The organism is Aeromicrobium piscarium (assembly GCF_007421815.1).
Taxonomy (GTDB): domain Bacteria; phylum Actinomycetota; class Actinomycetes; order Propionibacteriales; family Nocardioidaceae; genus Aeromicrobium; species Aeromicrobium piscarium.
On record NZ_VLNT01000005.1, the window covers coordinates 198,364 to 217,789 of the forward strand.

Consider the following 19,426-nt stretch of genomic DNA (forward strand, 5'->3'; position numbering starts at 1 on the left):
CCCGCGAGTGCCTTCCGGTCTCAACCGTGGTGGCTGTACTCCTGCGAAGCCGCCGCGACATCGAACTGGTAGTCGCGCGAGTTGTTATAGGTCCGCACCGCCGCGATCCAGTCCTGCTCGGCGTCCAGGCCCGACTCGCCCACGCTGCACAGGTAGCGGGCCGCGGCAAGGGCGGCATCGTCGATGTTCTGCGGATCGCCCGGCCCGTCACCGTCGGCAGCGGCGCCCCAACGCTCCCAGGTCTCGGGGATGAACTGCATCGGCCCGACGGCACGGTCCCACTCGGTGTCCCCGTCGAGGACTCCGCCGTCGGTGTCCTCGATCGCCAACGTCTCATTGGTCCCGTCGAGCGGGATGCCGATGATGTCGCTCGTCGCCCGCCCGTCATCGCCGATGCGACCGCCGAAGATCGTACCGTGACGGCTCTCTATCCGGCCGATACCGGCGAGCGTGTTCCACCCGACCGAGCAGCCTCCCTCGGCCCGCACTCGCAGATCCGCCCCCGCGTAGGCGGCCACCACGCGCGAGGGGATCTCCGTGTCGGCGGCGACCTGCTCGACCCATGCGGGATCGGCCTGAGCGCTCAGCGCGTCCGTCGCGGGAGCCTCGGCCGGGGGCGCCTGCTGCGGCGTGCCCGCGGGCCCGGTGAACTCGGGACGGTCGGGACCGCAGGCAGCGAGTGTCAGCGCTGCGACGGCAGCGGCGAAGGCCGCGCGCGAGGGGAAGGACATGCCTCGAAAATAACGAGTCTCGGCAACCGGTGAGATCCTCAGATCAACGGCAGATAACCGCTGATGTCCGAGCGCTCTCCGCTGGCACGAACCGGAGCATCGACCCATTCGAGAGAACCGCGGGCGAGCGCGATCCAGGTCTCGGCAGTCATCTCCACGACCGCCGGGGGCGTGCCGCGCGTGTGCCGCGCACCGGGGATGCACTGAACCGCGGCGAAGGGCGGCACCCGCACCTCCACGCTCGTGCCGGGCGCGCGCTGCACCAGGAGGGCGAGCAGGTGCTTGGTCGCCGCCTTCAGATCCGAGCGGTCGGCCGCGCCCTCATCGATGCGCGCGCAGATCGACCGGAACTCCGCGGCGGGAAGCGGAGTGAGTTGGCGGGCCACCCCACCACCCTAGCCACCACTCAACGAGTTGGGGAGCGCTCTAGGCTCGGGGGATGGACGACGGACGCACCCCGACGCCGATGGACCGGGTAGCCGAAACCTGGATGGACACGTTGCTGGAGCTCTCGCCGGAGCTCCACGTGGAGTTGGGACGTCCCGGACGGGAGAGCCAGTACAGTGACCTGTCCCCCGACGGGCACACCGCACGTGCCGATGCCGCGAGCTCGGTGCTCGCTGCCGCCGCTGCCACCGAGATCACCGACGAGGTCGACGAAGTCACCCACGCCGAACTCGTCCGTACCGCGGAGCTCGCCGTCGAGGCGCACGACGCGGGCCTGTGGCAGCGCGACCTGAACGTCATCGCCTCCCCGGCGCAGTCGCTGCGCGAGGTATTCGACCTCATGCCCACCGAGACGACCGAGGACTGGGAGCACGTCGCCGCCCGGCTGCGCCACCTGCCCGCGGCGATGGACGGCTACCTCGCTTCCCTCGAGACGGGCATCGCGGCCGGCACCACGCCGGCGATCCGGCAGGTCACCGCCGTCCTCGCGCAGACCCGTAAGCTCACCTCCCCGGAGGGCTTCTTCGCGGCACTCGCCGCACGCGGACCAGAGGGTCTCAGGAACGAGCTGGACGATGCGGCACGCGAGGCCATGGACGCCTACGAGCGACTGGCCGGCTTCCTCGAACACGAGCTGGCTCCCCACGCGACACCGCGCGATGCCGTGGGCCGCGATGCGTACGCCCTCGCCTCTCGCGAGTTCGTCGGGATCGAGATCGACCTCGAGGAGACCTACGCCTGGGGTGTGGAGGAGCTGAACAGAATGGTCGCCGAGCAGGAGGCGATCGCCGAGCAGATCCTTCCAGACGCCACCGTGGAGCAGGCGATGGCCCACCTGGAGAGCGACCCGGCGATGTGCCTCGACGGCACCGATGCCCTCCAGGCGTGGATGCAGCGGGTGAGCGACGAGGCCGTCGAGGAGCTGGGGGCCACCCAGTTCGACATCGCGGCCCCGCTGCGCCGCCTGGAATGTCTGATCGCCCCGACCGACGAAGGTGGGATCTACTACACGCCGCCGAGCGAGGACTTCTCGCGGCCCGGCCGGATGTGGTGGAGCGTCCCGGAGGGTGTCACCCGCTTCGACACCTGGCGCGAGCTCACGACCGTCTACCACGAGGGCGTGCCCGGCCATCACCTGCAGCTCGGCACGGCCGCGATGCACCGCGACCGGCTCAACTCGTGGCGTCGTTTCAACTGGAACTCCGGCCATGGCGAAGGCTGGGCGCTCTACGCCGAGCGACTGATGGACGAGCTGGGCTATCTCGCCACGCCGGCCGACCGACTCGGCATGCTGGACGGACAGCGCATGCGCGCCGCCCGCGTGGTCCTGGACATCGGTGTTCACCTCGAGCTCCCCAAGCCGGATGGGAGCGGCACCTGGACCGGTGACGACGCCTACCCGTTCCTCGCCCGGCACGTGAACATGAACGACGGCTTCGTGCGTTTCGAGGCCAATCGGTACCTCGGCTGGCCCGGACAGGCACCGTCCTACAAGGTCGGGCAGCGCGAGTGGGAGAGGCTGCGGTCGGACTGGACGAGCCGCCACGGAACCGATCTCAAGCGCTTCCACGCCGACGCGCTCGCCCTCGGCAGCGTCGGCTTCAGCACCCTGCGAGCGGCCCTCCTCCGCTGACGCGCGACTTTTGCCGGGTTGTGGCCCTTTTGAGCGCGTCTTGAGGGCCACCACCCGGCAAAAGTCGGACCCGGAGGGTCAGGCTGGGGAGGTGGCGGTGTCCTTGGACTCGTCATCGTCGCCAGGCAGCTGGCAGGCACGTTCGAGGAGGAGGGCGGCCACCAGCAGCAGGAGAGCCGCGACAGCGGCGGCGCCACCGTGCAGCAGGCGTTCCCGGGCGAGTTCGCTGCTTACCCCGACGTAGGCGAGGACGAAGCCCGCGTAACCGCCGCTGAACACGCCGCCGACGAGCACACACGACTTCGCCACCGCGAGCAGCTGGATCGCCCTGTCGGCGTTGATCCGCAGCTTCTTCTTGTGCAATGACTGCCAGGTCGACCAGGCGAGCACGCCCACCACTGCCGCACCGGCCGCCAACAGCACGGCCGCCGTCCAGCCCGGACGAGGGGACTGCCCCTCGAAACGCACCGCGAGGGGCGGGATGAGACGGCCGACGATCGCGCCCACGGCGATGAGCACCGTGACATACAGCGCAGAACTGCGACGGGCACGCCTCATCGTGGTGTCACAGGATGATCTCGACGTCCTCGCGCTTGGCCACACCCGAGGTGTCGACATCGCCGATCAGATCGGCCACGAACCCGTACCCCGGGATCTCTCCCTCGGGGTCGACCTCGAGCCAGGGCACCAGCACGAATCCGCGCTCGTGTGCCCGAGGATGCGGCAATGTCAGCTGATCGTCATCGGCGATGCGGTCACCGACGACGATGATGTCGACGTCGAGGGTCCTGGGGGCTCCCGGCTCGCCGCGCTCGCGCCCGAAGGCGTCCTCGATCGCGAGGGCACGGTCGAGGAGCGTGTGCACGGTGAGCGTCGTGTCGATCAGCACGACGGCATTGAGGAACTTGCCGGACTCCTCCGGAGCCCCGACCGGCTCGGTCTCGTACACGGACGAGATCGCCACGACCGTGACCTCCGGTGTGTCCTCGAGTGCCGAGACGGCGCCCTGTAGGCGGCCGGCACGATCACCCAGGTTCGACCCGATCGCCAGGACGGCCTGCCGGATGGGACGCATGCCTCCGGTCATCGTGTCCGCGTCGAGAACGTACGGCGTGGGCGATTCGGTCACTAGCTACTCCACTCTGTCGTATCGACGATGCGCGAGCACCGCCGCGGGCCGGCCCCGCGTGGGCAGGACCCCGGCGGGGCCTGCAGAACGCAGGACTCATGTTCACTATACGGAGGGCGATGCACTTTGTGTCGGGTGCGTCCTGGAGCGGATGACCGTCACCGCGACGTCGCCGAACGGAACCGGGATCGGCGCCTGCGGTTTGTGCACGGTCACCTCGACCCGATGCACTCCCGCGTGTCCGAGGCCGACGTCGGCGATCCGCTCGGCGACCGTCTCGATCAGGTCGACCGGCTCGCCGGCGAGCACATCGTGCACCTGCTGACCCAGGGTCCCGTAGTCGACCGTGGCCTCCAGATCGCCGGTGCGGGCCGCCGGAGCGAGGTCGAGCCACAGGACCACATCGGCCAGGAAGGGCTGTCCCTCGCGCCTCTCGTGATCGAAGACCCCGTGATGACCCACCGCTCGGATACCCGTCAGAGTGATGCGGTCCAGTGCCTCGCTCCGCTCGCTCATGCCTCCGTCGCTCCCAAAGAAAGAACACTAAGCCGACGGCGGCATGAGAAAAACCCCACTGATCGCTCGCTCCGCTCGCTCATGCCTCCGCCTCGTCGCCCGGCTCCACCACCGCCACCGGCGACGCGTGCCGCGACCAGAACCTCCACTGTCCACCGTCGCGCACCAGGACACTGGAGCAGACCGCCGATCCGCCGGTGAACGACTCGATACTCTCGCCCTCGGACAGGATGTTCTCGGTGCAGACCACCAAGGCCGTCTGGGGATCGTCCGATGAGGGGAAGGTCGTCACCTCGATATCGGTGAGGAAGAACTGGATGTAGTCGATCTGGGCCATCAATACCGCCCAGCTACGCAGCACCTTCTCGGTGCCGTAGAGCGGGTGCGCCGCCGGGTGCACGCAGCTCACCCCGGGATCGTCGGCCCACAGTGAGCTCATGAGATCGAAGTCCGCAGTCTCGACCGCATCGTAGAACGCTCGATGCGCGGCGACCACCTGCTCCTCGACGCTCCTCATTGCTCCAGCCTCTCAGCCTGGCGCAACCGTCGCACGACCCGCACCGCATCGGCGGACGGCCGGGGGGCGTGCACGCGCACCGCCCAGGCATCGGCGAGTGCGGCGAGGGTCGTGAGCGCCACCGTCGCGTCCTCGCGCTCGTCGGTGGGCCGTGGCACGCCATCACGGGCGAGCACATCGCCCAGGAATCGCTTGCGGCTCGCGGCCACCAGCAACGGATGGCCTAGCGCGGTGAAGGCCTCCAACTGTGCGAGGAGCTCCCAGTTCTGGTCACCGGTCTTGGAGAAGCCGAGACCGGGATCGACGATGATGTTCGCGGGGTCGATCCCCGCGGCCACCGCATCGTCCAGCTGCCGCAGCAGCTCTTCGGTCACATCGGCCACCACGTCCTCGTAGCGCGTGTGCTGCTGCATCTGCGCCGAATGCGCGCGCCAGTGCATCACGACGAAGGGCACACGAGCCATCGCCGCGACGGCGGTCATCCGCGCGTCGGCACGCCCCCCGGAGACATCGTTGACGATCCGCGCCCCCGCCGACAGGGCCCGCTCCGCGGTGTCGGCATTCATCGTGTCGATCGAGACGACGGCGCCGGCAGCGGACAGCGCACGGATCACCGGAAGCACTCGCCGCTGCTCCTCCTCGGCATCGACACGCACAGCCCCTGGGCGAGTGGACTCGCCCCCGACGTCCACGATGTCGGCGCCCTGCTCGATGAGCTCGTGTCCGTGCGCGATCGCCGTGTCGGTGTCGAACCATCGTCCGCCGTCGGAGAAGGAATCCGGGGTCACGTTGACGACGCCCATGACGGCGCAGCGGTCCCAGGCAGGGAGACCGGGCAGGCGGAGGGTCACGCCGGTCAGATTACGCGGTGATGAGCTGCATGGCCTCGGCCCGGGTGGCCGAGTCGCGCAGCTGGCCGCGCACCGCGCTGGTGACGGTGCGCGCGCCGCCCTTGCGCACCCCGCGCATGGTCATGCAGAGGTGCTCGGCCTCCAGGACCACGATGACACCGGCCGGATGGAGGACCTCGACGAGAGAATCGGCGATCTGCGTGGTGAGCCGCTCCTGCACCTGTGGACGACGGGCATACACGTCGACGAGACGGGCGAGCTTGGACAGACCGGTCACGTTGCCGCCCTCGCCGGGGATGTAGCCGACATGCGCCACGCCGAAGAACGGCACCAGGTGGTGCTCGCACATCGACCACAGCTCGATGTCCTTGACGAGGACGAACTCGTCGTGGCCGACCTCGAAGACGGCGGTCAGGACATCGGTGGGGTCCTGGTCCATTCCGCTCAGCAGCTCGGCATACGACCGCGCGACCCGCGCCGGCGTGTCACGCAGACCGTCGCGGTCGGGATCCTCCCCCACCGCCAGCAGCAGCTCGCGGACCGCGGCCTCGGCGCGGGGCAGATCGACACTCATGCCTGTACCGCCTCGTGCGGGGCTACGTGGTCTCGATACGCGTCGGTCGCTGAGCGACCTCCGCTGCTCGACCACCGAGCCGAGCGATCGCTGGGCGAGTAGCACCGCCGCGATGGAGCGAGACCAGGGGCGGCGGACTCGCGCTCGGTCATGACTCCGGCTCCTCGGGCGAGGGGGCGTCGGGGCCGGAGTCGGGGGCGATGACCTGTCCGGAGTCGCGCTCCTGCGCGGGCTCCTCGCCGGTACTCGCCGGGATGACGACCGGCGGACGCTGATCGGGCACACGGCTGTCGGAGCCCGTCCACGCAGGCCGGATGTCCCGGCGACGCAGCGGCTCGAAGATCCGAGCGACCTGCGCCTTGTCGAGGGTCTCCTTCTCCATCAGCTCCTCGACGAGGGCGTCGAGGACGTCGCGGTTCTCCGCGAGGATGTCGAAGGCCTCCTGATGCGCGCGCTCGATCAGCGCGGAGATCTCATCGTCGATGGTCGCGGCGATGTGCTCGGAGTAGTTGCGGGTGCTGCCGAGGTCGCGGCCGAGGAAGGGCTGGGAGTTGTCCTCGCCGTACTTGATGGCGCCGACGCGCGAGCTCATGCCGTACTGCGTGACCATCGCGCGAGCCAGACCGGTGGCCTTCTCGATGTCGTTGCCCGCACCCGTCGTCGGATTGTGGAAGACCAGCTCCTCGGCGGCGCGGCCGCCGAGCATGTAGGCGAGCTTGTCGAGCAGCTCGGCGCGGGTCTGGGAGTACTTGTCCTCATCGGGCAGCACCATCGTGTAGCCGAGGGCGCGGCCGCGCGGCAGGATCGTGATCTTGTGCACCGGATCGCTCTGCGGCAGCGCCGCGGCCACGAGCGCGTGTCCGCCCTCGTGATAGGCGGTGACGAGGCGTTCGTGCTCGTTCATGAGGCGCGTGCGCTTCTGCGGACCGGAGATGACGCGGTCGATGGCCTCGTCGAGGGCGGCGTTGTCGATGACGCTCTGGTTGTTGCGCGCTGTCAGCAGCGCTGCCTCGTTGAGGACATTCGCCAGATCGGCACCGGAGAATCCGGGGGTACGGCGGGCCACCGCCGCGAGATCGACATCCGGCCCCATCGGCTTGCCGCGCGAGTGGACCGTCAGAATGTGCGTTCGACCGTCCAGGTCGGGGGCCTCGACGCCGATCTGCCGGTCGAATCGTCCTGGCCGCAGCAACGCCGGGTCCAGGACGTCGGGGCGGTTGGTGGCCGCGATGAGGATGACCCCGCCGCGGACATCGAAGCCGTCCATCTCGACCAGCAACTGGTTGAGCGTCTGCTCCCGCTCGTCGTGGCCGCCGCCCATGCCGGTGCCCCGATGGCGTCCGACGGCGTCGATCTCGTCGATGAAGACGATCGCCGGCGCGTTCTCCTTGGCCTGCTCGAACAGGTCGCGCACGCGCGAGGCGCCCACGCCGACGAACATCTCGACGAAGTCCGAGCCCGAGATCGAGTAGAACGGCACACCGGCCTCACCGGCCACAGCGCGGGCGAGCAGCGTCTTGCCGGTGCCCGGAGGACCGTAGAGCAGCACGCCCTTGGGGATCTTGGCACCCACGGCCTGGAACTTGGCGGGCTCGGCGAGGAACTCCTTGATCTCGCCGAGCTCCTCGATCGCCTCGTCGGCACCCGCCACGTCCGAGAACGTGGTCTTCGGCGTGTCCTTGCTCATGACCTTCGCCTTGGACTTGCCGAACTGCATGACCCGGCCGCCGCCGCCCTGCATCGACATCATGATCCAGAAGAAGAGCAGCAGGAACAGCAGCAGCGGCAGCATGGTGCCGAGCAGCGAGAGCAGCGGATTGCTCCGCGGCACCTCGACGTTGTAGGAGTCCATGTCGCCGTCGTCGACCTGCTGCTGAGCCAGCGTCACGAGATCGCTGCTCTGCTGGTCGCCGAGCCAGGTGGACTTGATCTGCTCCTCGTCGTCGCCCTTGAGCGTCGCGCGGATCTCCTGGTCGCCCTCGACGAAGGTCACGTCGTGGATGTCCTGGTCGTCGAAGTGCTTGACCATGGTGGCCGTCTTGACCTCTTTGTACCCGTCCGCGCCCGAGGAGAAGTTGATCACCACCAGCACCACGACGGTGATGAGGATGATCCAGAGCCAGGGGCCCTTGAAGAGACGTTTGACGTTCATGTGGCGCGGGGGTGTCCGTTCACTCAGGAGTAGACGTGCTCAGCCAGTGTGCCGATACTGCGCAAGTTCCGGTACTGCTCGTTGAAGTCAAGTCCGTAGCCGATGACGAAGGCATTGGGGATGTCGAAGCCGACGTACTTGACGTCGACGGGGATCTCCAGCGCCTCGGGCTTGCGCAACAGCGTGGCCACCTCGACCGAGGCCGGGCCGCGCGATCGCAGGTTGGCGACCAGCCACGAGAGTGTCAGACCGGTGTCGATGATGTCCTCGACGATCAGGACGTGACGGCCTTCCAAGGAGGTGTCGAGGTCCTTGAGGATGCGCACCACACCCGAGGAACGAGTGCCGGCGTACGAGGAGACCGCCATCCAGTCGATCTCGACGTGCCGGTTCAACGCCCGCGACAGGTCGGCCATGACCATGACGGCACCCTTGAGGACGCCGACGAGCAGCAGGTCCTCACCCTCGTAGTCGGCTTCGATCTGGCGCGCCATCTCGGCGAGGCGTGCCTGGATCTCGTCCTCGGTGTAGAGGGGCTTGGTCCGGTCGATGTCACTCTCTACGTGTTCGACGTCCACGGGCTCAGCCTGCCACAGGCGTGGGAACGAATCGGAGCCGGTTCCCTACGCGCACCGCGCTCACACCACCCGGCAGCTCGACCCGCCGCTGCCCGTGCCACCGCGTGACGAGTGCGTCGATCTCGCCGACATGCGCGGCGGTGAGCTCCCCCGGTCGCGCCCCGGCGGCGAGGGCCGCACGTCGCAGAACCCGCGAACGGACCGCTGGAGCGAGCACGGTGAGCGCCTCGATGCCATCGGTCATCGCGTCGTCAGCGGCGGCATCGAGGGCGTCGGCGTCGGCGCGCAGCAGATCGGCGGTGCGGGCGAGCGCCTGCGCGACTCCCCCACCGAGGATCTCCTCCATCAGCGGGAGCAGCTCGTGGCGCACACGCGCTCGTCGCAACCGCGCATCGGCATTGTGGGGGTCGCTCCACCAGTCGAGGCCGTGGGCCCGGCAGATCCGTTCGGTGTCGGCCCGGCGCAGCGGGAGCAAGGGGCGCACGAGCCGCCCCCGGCGTCCGGACATGCCGGCGAGCGACCGCGCCCCCGATCCGCGACCGAGCCCCAACAGCACCGTCTCGGCCTGGTCGTCGAGCGTGTGGGCCAGCAGCACCTGCGCGTCATCGTCGGCCGCGGCCCGCCCGAGGGCCGCGTACCGCGCCTCGCGCGCGGCCGCCTCCATGCCGCGCGGATCGGCCGGGGCGACCTCGACCTCGATCACCTCGGCCGCCACCCCCAGGGAATGCGCCGCACTCGCCGCGACACGGGCGGCCTCGATCGACGCCTCCTGCAGTCCGTGATCGATGACCACAGCCCGCAGCGGGCGCGCCATCCGCTCCGCGACGAAGGCCGTGGCCGCAGTCAGCGCGAGCGAGTCGGCACCTCCGGAGAGGGCGACGATGACCGGGCGCGGGTCGTCCTCGAGGGCTGCGCGCACGAGCGAGCGGGCCCGGGCGACGACCGGATCGAGACGTCCCGGCATGGTCGTCAGCCGTGGACGCGGGCGATCCAGCGCGCGGGGTCGTCGATCTCGGCCTTCGTCGGCAGATGCGCGGGCTCGGACCAAACGGCCGCGAATCCGTCCGCACCGACCCGATCGGTGACTTTACGGACGAACACCGCGCCGTCACGATACTGCCGCATCTTCGCCTCCAGTCCGAGCAGACGTCGCAGGATCTTGGCGAGACCCGTGCCCTGCGAGCGACGCTTGTCGAACTTGCGACGGATGCTGGCCACCGAGGCGATCAGATCCGGCCCCGCGGCATCCATGACCACATCGGCGTGCCCCTCCAGCAGGGACATGAGGCCGGTCATCTGGTCGACGATCCGGCTCTGCCGTTCGTTCTGGAACAGGTCGGAGAGCGACTTGTCGGACTCGCCGCGGATGATCCGCACGAGCTCGGGCAACGCCTCGGTCACCAGCGCGCTCACCGCGCCCTCGGAGGTGTCGGTGGCGTCGACGAATTCGTCAAGCAGCCCCTGCAGGTGTCCGCGCATCCACGGCACGCCGGTGAACTGGGCCCGGTGGGTCTCCTCGTGCAGGCACACCCATTGACGGAAGTCGCTCGGATCGGCACCGAGCTCCCGCTCGACGTGGACGATATTGGGCGCCACGAGCAGCAGCCGCCCGCCGACACCGCCGTCGACGTGGAAGGGATCGAACTGTCCGAGCACCTTGCCGGACAGGAAGGCCATCAGCGCCCCGAGCTCGACCCCCGAGGCCTTAGCGCTGACGGCACGAGCGGCCGGCGACGGCTCACGTTCGGCGGTGAGCGAGGTGACGACCGGCTCCATGATCCGCGAGAACGTGGAGAGATTCGCCTCGACCCACCGCGGACGGTCGACCACGAGTACGGGCGAGGCGGCGTCGGCCACCAGGCCGGTGTAGCTCTCGACGGGGGCGACCGAGCGTCGCGCCGCGGCCCGCAGTTCATCGACCACCTCAGCGACCTCGGCCGAATCCAGCTCAGGGCCGGGCTTGATGAAGCGGTTCGCGGTGCTCTGCGCGAGCTTCCAGTCGATCATGGCGCCTACCGTATCGACTCGTGCCCGATACATCGCGAAGACGGAGCTGCAGTGGGACCCCAGGGCGGTGAATCATCAACCATCCCGATGAGCCCTGAACCGCCGGCACCGGGCCCAGCGGAGGGCGGTGAGCAGTCAACCGCCGCGCCACAGCGCCCTGGTTGACCGCGCACCACCCGCCCGCACGTCACGATCACGGTGACTCACCAACCACCACCACGCCGCAGTGGCACATCACTCACCGGCGTCAGCCCGGGCACATTCCGGTGGTCCGTCAACCACACGTCACCGGCTCGGTGGTTGACCACTCACCGGCGTCAGCCGAGGGTGAACGACCAGACCGCGCCCACGAGAGTCGGTCAGCACGCGCAGCCGGCGACGGCACCGGCGACGGCGTCGAGCGCGGCCTGGGTCTCCAGAGGATTCAGCGCCTCGGTGTCGTCGGCCATGACCGCGAAGGCGATCGGACGGCCTCCGTCGATCGTCGCGATCCCGGCGAGGCTGTGCACGCCCGTGAGGGTGCCGGTCTTGGCCCGGACCCATCCCAGGGCGTCGGCGGCCTGGCCGAATCGGTTGCGGACCGTGCCGTCGAAGCCCCCGACCGGCAGACCGCTCAGGGTCGCCGTGGTGGCCCGGTCCCGCCCGGCGGCGACGAGGGTCTGCACCAGCGTGGTGGGGCTGATCCGGTTGCCGCGGGAGAGGCCGCTTCCGTCGTAGAGCTCGAGCCCGCCCGTCGATATCGCGGACTCATCGAGCACCGATCTCAGCGCGCTGACACCACCGGCGAAGCTCGGCTCCTCGCCGCGTCCCACGGCGATGTGGCGCAGCATGACCTCGCTCGCCTCGTTGTCGCTCGTCGCGAGGAGCTCCGCGGCGATCGTGGCCACCGGGGCGCTGCGCACCAAGGCGACGTCCGAGGCAGTGGCGGACGCCTCCCCCGCCGCGACGGTCGAGACCGTCACCCCGCGTTCGCCGAGGAGTGCCGCGAAGTCGTTCGCGGCCTCCACGGCGGGATCCAGGGAACGAACGCCGTCACGCAGGCCCTGGTCGGCCCAGAGGGAGACGATCGGGGAGACCACCCCTGGCACATAGCTCTCCTCCCAGTCCGGGCTGACCGCCGGACCGCCGAACAACGACGCGTCGTACTGCAGGGCGAACTCACCGGCGCCGACCTCGCGTGCGACTCGGTCGGCGAGGGTCTCCAGGCTCGCGGGCCGGACCGGGTCGGACTCCGCGGGCCGGTCCCGGGTCAGATACGGATCACCTCCGCCGACCAGGGTGAGGGTGGAGTCGTCGCGGACCACGCGGGTGGCGAAGCGGTCGTCCGGGCCGAGGGTCTTCAACGCGCCGTAGGCCGTGAGCACCTTGGTGGTGGAGGCGGGAACGAATCCGGTCTCATCGCCACCGGCCAGCGGGGTCCCGTCACGGGCGTCGACGGCCGCGAAGCCGACATGCGGACCGAGGGCCTCGTCCGCCAGCGGACCGGCGACGGCCTGTTTGAGGGCATTCGAGGCGATCGACGCGTCGGTGGGCTCGTCGGGCATGATTCGCGAGCCGGCCAGCGTCTGCACGCCCTCAGGGGCCGTCGCATAGCGCGCCGGGCAGGCGCCGTCGCAGATGAAGCGGTTCAGGTCGCCGCGCAGATACAGGGCGCCGATGCCCGCGAGCACGGCCAGCAGGACCCCGAACACGAGGAACCTGCTCAGCACCCTGCCCCAGCCACCTGCCGCCATAGGGGAGAGAATATAGAGTCAGCACTCGACCGATCACGCGAGGCGACGATCTCGTCTCCGCGCCGTAGACGCCGCCCATATCACCGGAGGTACCGTGTTTTTCGACGTCACCGTGGAAATCCCCAAAGGGGAGCGCAACAAGTACGAGCTCGACCACAAGACGCACCGCCTCCGTCTGGACCGCACGCTCTTCACGTCGATGCAGTACCCCGCTGACTACGGCTTCATCGACGATTCCCTCGGCCAAGACGGTGACCCGCTCGATGCGCTCGTGATCCTGCCGTTCCCGACCTTCCCCGGCTGCGTCATCGAATGCCGCGCCATCGGCATGTTCACGATGACCGACGAGGCCGGCGGCGATGACAAGATCCTGTGTGTTCCCGCCACGGACCCCCGTCAGGAGCACCTGCAGGACATCGGCGATGTCGCCCAGTTCGATCTCAGCGAGATCCAGCACTTCTTCGAGTCCTACAAGGCGCTCGAGCCGGGCAAGTCCGTCGAGGAGGGCTCCCACTGGGTGGGCCGCGCGGAGGCCGAGGTCGAGATCGAGGCCAGCTTCCAGCGCTTCCGGGACAACGGCGGCTACTGACGTCCGACCGCGCGGCCACCCCGCGTTCCGACGAAGGATGTGATTCCGCGGTTGCTATGACCGCCACGGAATCACATCCTTCGTGGTTCGCGGACGGAGGATGTGACTCGGCGGTCGCTATGACCGCCCGGGAGTCACATCTTGCGTGCTCGTTACGCCGGCGCCTCTGTCTCGGCGGGTGGAATCAGAGCACGCATGACATCGGTGAACACGCCGATGTCGACCTGAGCGTCCAGGGATCGCAGCGCTCCGAGCCCCACACCGAGGCTCAGCAGCGCGGCCGCGGCGGTCGGGACGGGCAGCCGGGAGGTGAGCCCGGCCTCCTCGACCACGTACTCGATGAGCTGCCCGATCGCCTCGCGGATCTCCCGATGCCGGGTCACCAGCTCGGCTGCCACCCACTCGTTGTGGCGGGCCACCGCTCCGAACTCGACCTCGAGGGCCGTCCAGCGAGGCTCTCCGAGACCGTCGTGCGCCCAGTCCGCGAAGGCCTTGAGCTGTGCCTCCAGGTCGGCTTCTCGAGTGAAGGCCTCCCGGACCCCGCGCACCTTCTCGGCGTGGATGAGATCGAGGACGGCGAGGCACAGTTCCTCCTTGCCGGCGAAGTTCGAATAGACGGCGCCCTTCGAGAAGCCTGCCTCGAGGGCTACCTTGTCCAGGGAGGTCGCGGCGTATCCGTCGCGTAAGAACATCTCCTTGGCGACATCGATCAATCGCCCCCGCGTCTGCGCCTGTCGTTCGGCGCGTGTCACCCTGGTCTGCGTCACCTTCGGGCCTCCTCCACTCAGATACCGATAGTATCCGAAATCCCAAGTTGACGCGAGGTTCAGGTCGCCCACTAGGCTCTGCCCCATGCGTGCGATTCAGATCACCTCACTGGACGGTCCCGATGCGATCGAGCTCAACGACGTCGAGGCGCCCGCCGATGACGCGGCGGTCGTCATCGCCGTCCGAGCCGCCGGCGTGGCCTTCCCCGAACTCCTGCAGACTCGCGGCCAGTACCAGATCAAGCCCGAGCTGCCGTTCATCCCCGGCAGCGAAGTGGCCGGGGACGTCATCAGCGCACCGGCGGACTCCGGGCTGCGCCCGGGCGACCGGGTCGCGGCGCTGCCCTTCCTCGGCGGCTTCGCCGAGCAGGTGACGGCCGAGCCTCAGTACACCTTCGCACTGCCCGATGCGATGAGCTACGAGGCCGGTGCGTCCTTCATGTTCAACTACGGCACCGCCTACTTCGCCCTCGTCGAGCGCGGCGGCTTGCAGACCGGCGAGTCGGTGCTGGTGCACGGCGCTGCCGGGGGCGTCGGCACGGCGGCGGTCCAGGTCGCCAAGGCCTTCGGCGCCGGGCGGGTCGTGGCCGTCACCTCGACCGACGAGAAGGGACAGATCGCCCTCGACGCGGGTGCCGACGAGTACGTCCTCGCTGATGGATTCAAGGATGCCGCCCTCGTCGGGGGACGTATCGACATCGTCGTGGACCCCGTGGGCGGAGACCGCTTCACCGACTCGCTGCGATGCCTGGCCGAGGACGGCCGCCTCCTGGTCATCGGCTTCACCGGCGGAGAGATCCCCACCGTCAAGGTCAACCGGCTCCTGCTCAACAACATCTCCGTCGTCGGTGTCGGCTGGGGCGCCTACGCGCTGAGCCGTCCCGGCCACCTCCAGAAGGAGTGGACGGCGATGCTGCCGCATATCGAGAGCGGGGTGCTCGATCCGGTGGTCGGCCCCAGCTGGCCGCTCGCGGAGGCCTCCCAGGCCCTCAACGCACTCGACCAGCGACGGGCCACCGGCAAGGTCGTGCTCACGGTCTGAGCGGTCGGCTCCTCCATCGGATCGTCACCTTCGACCCGCCGACGAATAGGCCATTAGTACTAGTCATGATGGGTCCAGCCGTCTAGGCTGGACCCATCATCGCGTGCTGGTCGCGATGGTTCGATGTACGAGGCGAGGGGGCCCATGTCCATCAATATCGGCGACCCGGCCCTGTCCATGCAGCTCGGCGCCGCCCGCGTGGCGGACGCCCGTCATGAGATCGCCGCCCACACCATCGCACTCCGCGCTTCGCTCTTCGGAGACGACGAGCAGTCCACACGTGAGCACTACCGCTATGACGCCGACACCCGGCGGATCCTGGCAGCACTCGATCGTCTCGAGGCTGCGCTGGACCGTTCGGCACTGGCGCAGCCCTTCCTTCCTGACGATCGTCTTTCTCGGCACGCCGGATGACATCGCCCGACGTCCCCCATCGCGATGTCATCAGCGAGAGACTGACCGAGCTGGAGAGCGAACTGCGCCAGCTGCGCGTGCACTGGAGCAGCACGGCCACGGAGGCCTACCAGTCGGCCCTCGGACAATGGCGCAGCGCCGCGGCCGATCTCTCACTCCTCCTCGAACAGGAGCCGTCCCCGACCGACGAGGGCGACGATGCTTCCGTCGCCGAGGAGACTCCTCTGCCACAGCGCACCTACCTGCACTGGGCCTGACCTCCGATCGGCGTCGTGCGAGACTGACCTGCATGGCGGTGGATCCGGAGTTCTGGCGGTCGGTGGAGGCCCTGCACGCTCCGGTCTATTTCGCCGCGGACGCGACCGACCGTTACACCGAGATCGGTCTCGCGGGGTTCTGGATGGGATACACGGCCTCGCGATCGGCGGCCCTCGGCACCCCCTCCCCCGAGCTGGTCACCGCGCTCTTCCACGGCTTCTCGCCGACGCGGATCCGCCGCGCCCTTCCCGACGCGTGGTCTCGTGCCGCGCCGGCCGAGATCCTGCGCACCCGACGGGCGATCGCCCACGATGCCCTGGCCCCGCTCCTGGCCGCCGACGACACGGTCGAGCACGTGGCACGACAGCTCACCGCCATGCTCGACGGTGCCGACTGGGCCGGTAAGCCCCTGGCGGCCGCCCACGCCGCCCTCCCGGTGCCCGAGGACCTCCTCGACCGGCTCTGGCACGCCGCGACCGTATGGCGGGAGTACCGCGGCGACTGTCACGTCGCCGTGCTCACCACCGCGGGCCTCGGCGGCGCCGCGGCGAACCGGCTGGCCCAAGCCGCCGGTCTCGTGCCGTCCACCCAGCAGGCCGCCCGAGGCTGGGACGACGACGCCTGGAGCGAGGGTGGCGAGAACCTGCGCCAACGCGGCTGGCTCACCCCCGAAGGCGTGCTCACCGACTCCGGGCGCGCGGCACGAACCCAGCTCGAGAACGCGACCGACCGGATCTGCGCCAACGGGCTCGACCATCAGGCCACGGCCCGTGCGCTGACGGTCACGGCAGCACTCACCCGACTGGCGAGACGGGTGGCTCCGCTCGTCCCCACCCTGAATCCGACGGGCGTGCGGCCGCCCACCGGCTGACCGGGACAATACCGAGGTGGATCTCTTGAACGCCTGGCGGCTGTCGGTGGGCACCTTCACGGCCATCCCAGTGGCCCCGCCCCGTGAGGTCACTCCACGCCTGAGCGGGGCCGCGGTCGCCTTGGCGCCGCTCGCGGTCGTGCCTCTCGCCGCCACCGCAGCCCTCGTGCTGTGGCTCGGTCGCGAGCTCGGGCTCGCCCCGATCGCCATCGCGGCCACCGCCGTCGCCGCGCTCGCCCTCGGCAGTCGAGCCTTCCACCTCGACGGCCTGTCCGACACCGCGGACGGGTTGACTTCGTCCTACGATCCGGCGCGAGCCCTCGAGGTGATCAAGGTCGGCAATGCCGGTCCCGCCGGCGCCGCCGCGCTCGTGCTGGTCCTCGGCATCCAGATCGGCGCGCTCACGACGCTCCTCGACGAGGCCTGGGGTCCGGTGATCGCCGCGGCTCTGATCTGCACCTCCCGTGCCGTCGCCGCGCTCGGGTGCACCCGCGGGGTGCGCGGTGCGCGCAAGGACGGCCTGGGGGTGACCTACACCGAGACGATCCATCCAGTGGTCACCACGGCGATCTGGGTGGCCATCACCGCGGCTCTCTGCCTCGGCGCCTGGGCCCTCGACCTGCCCTGGTGGCACGGTCTCCTCACAGCCGCGGCCGCGCTCGTCGCCACGGCCTGGCTGCTGCGCCGCGCCGTGCGACGCCTCGGCGGGGTCGTCGGTGACGTCTTCGGTGCCACGGTGGAGGTCTCCCTCGCGGTCATGCTGCTGTCGGCGAGCTAGGTGTGATGTCCAGGCAGGTTGTTCTCGATCCTGCTGATGGGTGGTAGCGCTCCGAGTGCGGAATGGGGCCTGTGGTGATTGTAGAAGTGCAGCCAGCCAGGCAGGGCGGCTCGGCGTTCTGCCTCTGATCTGTAGAACCGTGCGTAGGCCCAGCCGTCGGCGAGGGTGCGGTGGAACCTCTCGATTTTTCCGTTGGTCTGCGGTCGGTAGGGGCGAGTGCGTTTGTGGGTGATCTCGAGGGCTTGGCAGGCGTCGCGCCAGGCGTGTGATCGGTAGCAGCTGCCGTTGTCGGAGAGGACGCGTTCGACGGTGACGCCGCGGTCGGCGAACCACTCGACGGCCCGCTGCAGGACACCGATGGCGCTGGCCGCGGTCTCATCGGGACAGAACTCGGCGTAGGCGACGCGGGAGTGGTCGTCGATCACCGTGTGTAGGAATGCCGTGCCGATGTTCGGGTGGCCTTTTGGTGTCCGGCCGGTCCGCAACGCCGTCTGAGCCTTGTTTCGATAGCCGTGCTGCTTTCCGACGTAGCGCCAGCCGCCGTCGTCGGGAATGTTGCCGAACTTCGTGACGTCGACGTGGATCAACGACCCCGGACGCGGGTGCTCGTAACGCCTGATCGGCTCCCCGGTGACCCGATCGATGTGGCGGAGCCGATTCAAGCGACAGCGCACCAGCACCGCGTGCACCGTTGACGGCGCGAGTCCGAGCCGGCCTCCGATCTGCACTGGCCCCAACCGGTGACGCCAACGCAGCGTCACAATCCGACGCTTGACGTGCTCGGGAGTGCGGCGCGGACAAGACCTGGGCCGGCTCGACCGGTCGACCATCCCGGCCGGCCTCTCAGCACGGAACCGGGCTGCCCATTTGCGGGCGGTCACGGTCGAGACCATGAACATCCTGGCCGCCTCCGACGGCTTCCAGCCGTCCTCGACGATCAGACGGGCCAGACGAAGACGTGCTCGTGGTGTGAGGGCAGCGTTAGCGTGGACCATGAAGGCCTCCTCGGTGCGAAACGGAACCTAGACAGCTCCACTCTCACCCGGAGGCCTTCACCTATCGGGCGTGATGCAGCCGCGGGTGACAGTTGTTGTTTAGGCAGCGGCTGCTGCGTTGGTGGTGATCTTGTCCTCGTACTCGATGGGGGTCAACCCGCCGAGTGAGTCCTGGGGGCGTTGCCGGTGGTACTTGCGTTCGATCCAGACCACGATCGCCAGACGCAGCTCCTGGCGGGTCGACCAACGTCGCTGGTTGAGCACGTTGGTCTGCAGTAGCGACCAGAAGCTCTCCATGGCGGCGTTGTCGCCCGCGGCCCCGACGCGGCCCATCGAGCCGACCATTCCGTGACGGTTCAACGTGTGGCCCATCTTGCGAGAGCGGAACTGGCTGCCCCGGTCGGCGTGCAGGATGCAGCCGGCGACGTCGTGCCCTTCAGCCTTGCGGCGAGCGACGGCGTTGTTGAGTGCATCGACGGCCAGCGAGGCGGGCATCCTGTCGCTGATCGAGTAGCCCACGACTCGGTGGCCGCAGGCGTCCTTGATCGCGCAGCAGTAGAGCTTGCCCTCGGCTGTCCGGTGCTCGGTGATGTCGGTGAACCAGACCCGGTTCGGGACGTCGGCGGTGAACATCCGTTGCACGTGGTCGTCGAAGACCGGCGGCCCGGTCTTGGTGCCCTTGCCATGGCGGCGGCGTTGAGCAGCCGACAGGATGCCCGATTGCGAGCACAGCGACCACGCGGTGCGGCGGCTCATCGACCAGCCGGCCTTCTTCGCCTCATGGCCGAGGAACCGGTAGCCGAATGTTGGGTCGGTCCTCGACGTGGGCATCGTGAAGGGCGTT

Annotated in this window: 23 protein-coding genes; 7 read left to right on the forward strand and 16 right to left on the reverse strand. The window is 69.2% G+C overall.

Annotation, left to right across the window (positions count from 1 at the left end; all coding sequences use genetic code 11):
- Positions 1–20: 20 nt before the first annotated feature.
- Positions 21–731 (reverse strand): lytic murein transglycosylase, encoded by a 711-nt coding sequence (locus FNM00_RS08825; protein WP_143913067.1) that lies wholly within the window; start codon positions 729–731, stop codon positions 21–23.
- 38 nt (positions 732–769) lie between these two features.
- Positions 770–1,117: a sterol carrier family protein gene (locus tag FNM00_RS08830; RefSeq protein WP_185973060.1), complete on the reverse strand. Its 348-nt coding sequence runs from the start codon at positions 1,115–1,117 to the stop codon at positions 770–772.
- A gap of 53 nt (positions 1,118–1,170) precedes the next feature.
- Between FNM00_RS08830 and FNM00_RS08835 the strand changes: the two genes are divergently transcribed.
- Complete coding sequence (locus tag FNM00_RS08835) at positions 1,171–2,811, forward strand: DUF885 domain-containing protein (RefSeq protein ID WP_143913068.1); 1,641 nt, start codon at positions 1,171–1,173, stop codon at positions 2,809–2,811.
- A 78-nt stretch (positions 2,812–2,889) separates the two neighbouring features.
- On the opposite strand, the gene FNM00_RS08840 is transcribed toward FNM00_RS08835, so the two are convergent.
- The 11 genes from FNM00_RS08840 to dacB form a co-directional block, all read right to left on the reverse strand.
- Positions 2,890–3,369: a DUF3180 family protein gene (locus FNM00_RS08840; protein WP_185973061.1), complete on the reverse strand. Its 480-nt coding sequence runs from the start codon at positions 3,367–3,369 to the stop codon at positions 2,890–2,892.
- Between the two features lie 7 nt (positions 3,370–3,376).
- Positions 3,377–3,940 (reverse strand): 2-amino-4-hydroxy-6-hydroxymethyldihydropteridine diphosphokinase, encoded by a 564-nt coding sequence (folK, locus tag FNM00_RS08845; protein WP_143913070.1) that lies wholly within the window; start codon positions 3,938–3,940, stop codon positions 3,377–3,379.
- A 105-nt stretch (positions 3,941–4,045) separates the two neighbouring features.
- Positions 4,046–4,456 carry a dihydroneopterin aldolase gene (gene folB, locus FNM00_RS08850; protein ID WP_221933652.1) on the reverse strand — a complete coding sequence of 137 codons (411 nt, stop codon included), beginning with the start codon at positions 4,454–4,456 and terminating at the stop codon, positions 4,046–4,048.
- A 79-nt stretch (positions 4,457–4,535) separates the two neighbouring features.
- A complete protein-coding gene (locus FNM00_RS08855) occupies positions 4,536–4,973 on the reverse strand; it encodes a nuclear transport factor 2 family protein (RefSeq protein WP_143913071.1) in 438 nt (145 codons plus the stop codon).
- Positions 4,970–5,776: a dihydropteroate synthase gene (gene folP, locus FNM00_RS08860; protein ID WP_143913101.1), complete on the reverse strand. Its 807-nt coding sequence runs from the start codon at positions 5,774–5,776 to the stop codon at positions 4,970–4,972. The genes FNM00_RS08855 and folP overlap by 4 nt, the downstream gene beginning before the upstream one ends.
- 58 nt (positions 5,777–5,834) lie before the next feature.
- A complete protein-coding gene (gene folE / locus FNM00_RS08865) occupies positions 5,835–6,398 on the reverse strand; it encodes a GTP cyclohydrolase I FolE (protein ID WP_143913072.1) in 564 nt (187 codons plus the stop codon).
- Positions 6,399–6,546: 148 nt separating this feature from the next.
- Positions 6,547–8,550 (reverse strand): ATP-dependent zinc metalloprotease FtsH, encoded by a 2,004-nt coding sequence (gene ftsH, locus FNM00_RS08870; protein ID WP_143913073.1) that lies wholly within the window; start codon positions 8,548–8,550, stop codon positions 6,547–6,549.
- A 23-nt stretch (positions 8,551–8,573) separates the two neighbouring features.
- Complete coding sequence (gene hpt, locus FNM00_RS08875) at positions 8,574–9,128, reverse strand: hypoxanthine phosphoribosyltransferase (RefSeq protein ID WP_087625197.1); 555 nt, start codon at positions 9,126–9,128, stop codon at positions 8,574–8,576.
- A 4-nt stretch (positions 9,129–9,132) separates the two neighbouring features.
- Positions 9,133–10,092, reverse strand: a complete 960-nt coding sequence (tilS, locus tag FNM00_RS08880) for a tRNA lysidine(34) synthetase TilS (RefSeq protein ID WP_143913074.1) — start codon at positions 10,090–10,092, stop codon at positions 9,133–9,135.
- Positions 10,093–10,097: 5 nt separating this feature from the next.
- The gene (locus FNM00_RS08885; RefSeq protein ID WP_143913075.1) at positions 10,098–11,135 is read right to left on the reverse strand and encodes a zinc-dependent metalloprotease; all 1,038 of its coding nucleotides are present in this window, start codon (positions 11,133–11,135) and stop codon (positions 10,098–10,100) included.
- 359 nt (positions 11,136–11,494) lie between these two features.
- A complete protein-coding gene (gene dacB, locus FNM00_RS08890) occupies positions 11,495–12,868 on the reverse strand; it encodes a D-alanyl-D-alanine carboxypeptidase/D-alanyl-D-alanine endopeptidase (protein WP_143913076.1) in 1,374 nt (457 codons plus the stop codon).
- A 79-nt stretch (positions 12,869–12,947) separates the two neighbouring features.
- Between dacB and FNM00_RS08895 the strand changes: the two genes are divergently transcribed.
- On the forward strand, positions 12,948–13,457 hold the full coding sequence (locus FNM00_RS08895; RefSeq protein ID WP_425456804.1) for an inorganic diphosphatase: 510 nt from the start codon (positions 12,948–12,950) through the stop codon (positions 13,455–13,457).
- A gap of 152 nt (positions 13,458–13,609) precedes the next feature.
- Here FNM00_RS08895 and FNM00_RS08900 read toward each other — a convergent pair whose 3' ends face one another.
- Complete coding sequence (locus FNM00_RS08900; RefSeq protein ID WP_246065122.1) at positions 13,610–14,224, reverse strand: TetR/AcrR family transcriptional regulator; 615 nt, start codon at positions 14,222–14,224, stop codon at positions 13,610–13,612.
- 85 nt (positions 14,225–14,309) lie between these two features.
- Here FNM00_RS08900 and FNM00_RS08905 point away from each other — a divergent pair, with 85 nt between their 5' ends.
- The 5 genes from FNM00_RS08905 (at position 14,310) to FNM00_RS08925 (ending at position 17,587) form a co-directional block, all read left to right on the forward strand.
- Positions 14,310–15,266, forward strand: a complete 957-nt coding sequence (locus FNM00_RS08905; RefSeq protein WP_143913078.1) for an NADPH:quinone oxidoreductase family protein — start codon at positions 14,310–14,312, stop codon at positions 15,264–15,266.
- Positions 15,267–15,410: 144 nt separating this feature from the next.
- Positions 15,411–15,680 (forward strand): hypothetical protein, encoded by a 270-nt coding sequence (locus FNM00_RS08910; RefSeq protein ID WP_143913079.1) that lies wholly within the window; start codon positions 15,411–15,413, stop codon positions 15,678–15,680.
- Positions 15,677–15,937, forward strand: coding sequence for a WXG100 family type VII secretion target (locus tag FNM00_RS08915; protein WP_143913080.1), 261 nt, complete (start codon positions 15,677–15,679; stop codon positions 15,935–15,937). Before FNM00_RS08910 ends, FNM00_RS08915 begins: the two co-directional genes overlap by 4 nt.
- Positions 15,938–15,969: 32 nt before the next feature.
- A complete protein-coding gene (locus FNM00_RS08920; protein WP_143913081.1) occupies positions 15,970–16,809 on the forward strand; it encodes an SCO6745 family protein in 840 nt (279 codons plus the stop codon).
- Positions 16,810–16,825: 16 nt separating this feature from the next.
- Positions 16,826–17,587 (forward strand): adenosylcobinamide-GDP ribazoletransferase, encoded by a 762-nt coding sequence (locus tag FNM00_RS08925; protein WP_143913082.1) that lies wholly within the window; start codon positions 16,826–16,828, stop codon positions 17,585–17,587.
- Here the strand turns inward: FNM00_RS08925 and FNM00_RS08930 are convergent.
- On the reverse strand, positions 17,584–18,582 hold the full coding sequence (locus FNM00_RS08930; RefSeq protein ID WP_143913083.1) for an IS481 family transposase: 999 nt from the start codon (positions 18,580–18,582) through the stop codon (positions 17,584–17,586). The genes FNM00_RS08925 and FNM00_RS08930 overlap by 4 nt on opposite strands.
- A gap of 99 nt (positions 18,583–18,681) precedes the next feature.
- Positions 18,682–19,426: IS3 family transposase (locus FNM00_RS08935; RefSeq protein ID WP_221933653.1), on the reverse strand; the 745-nt coding region annotated here is incomplete at its 5' end.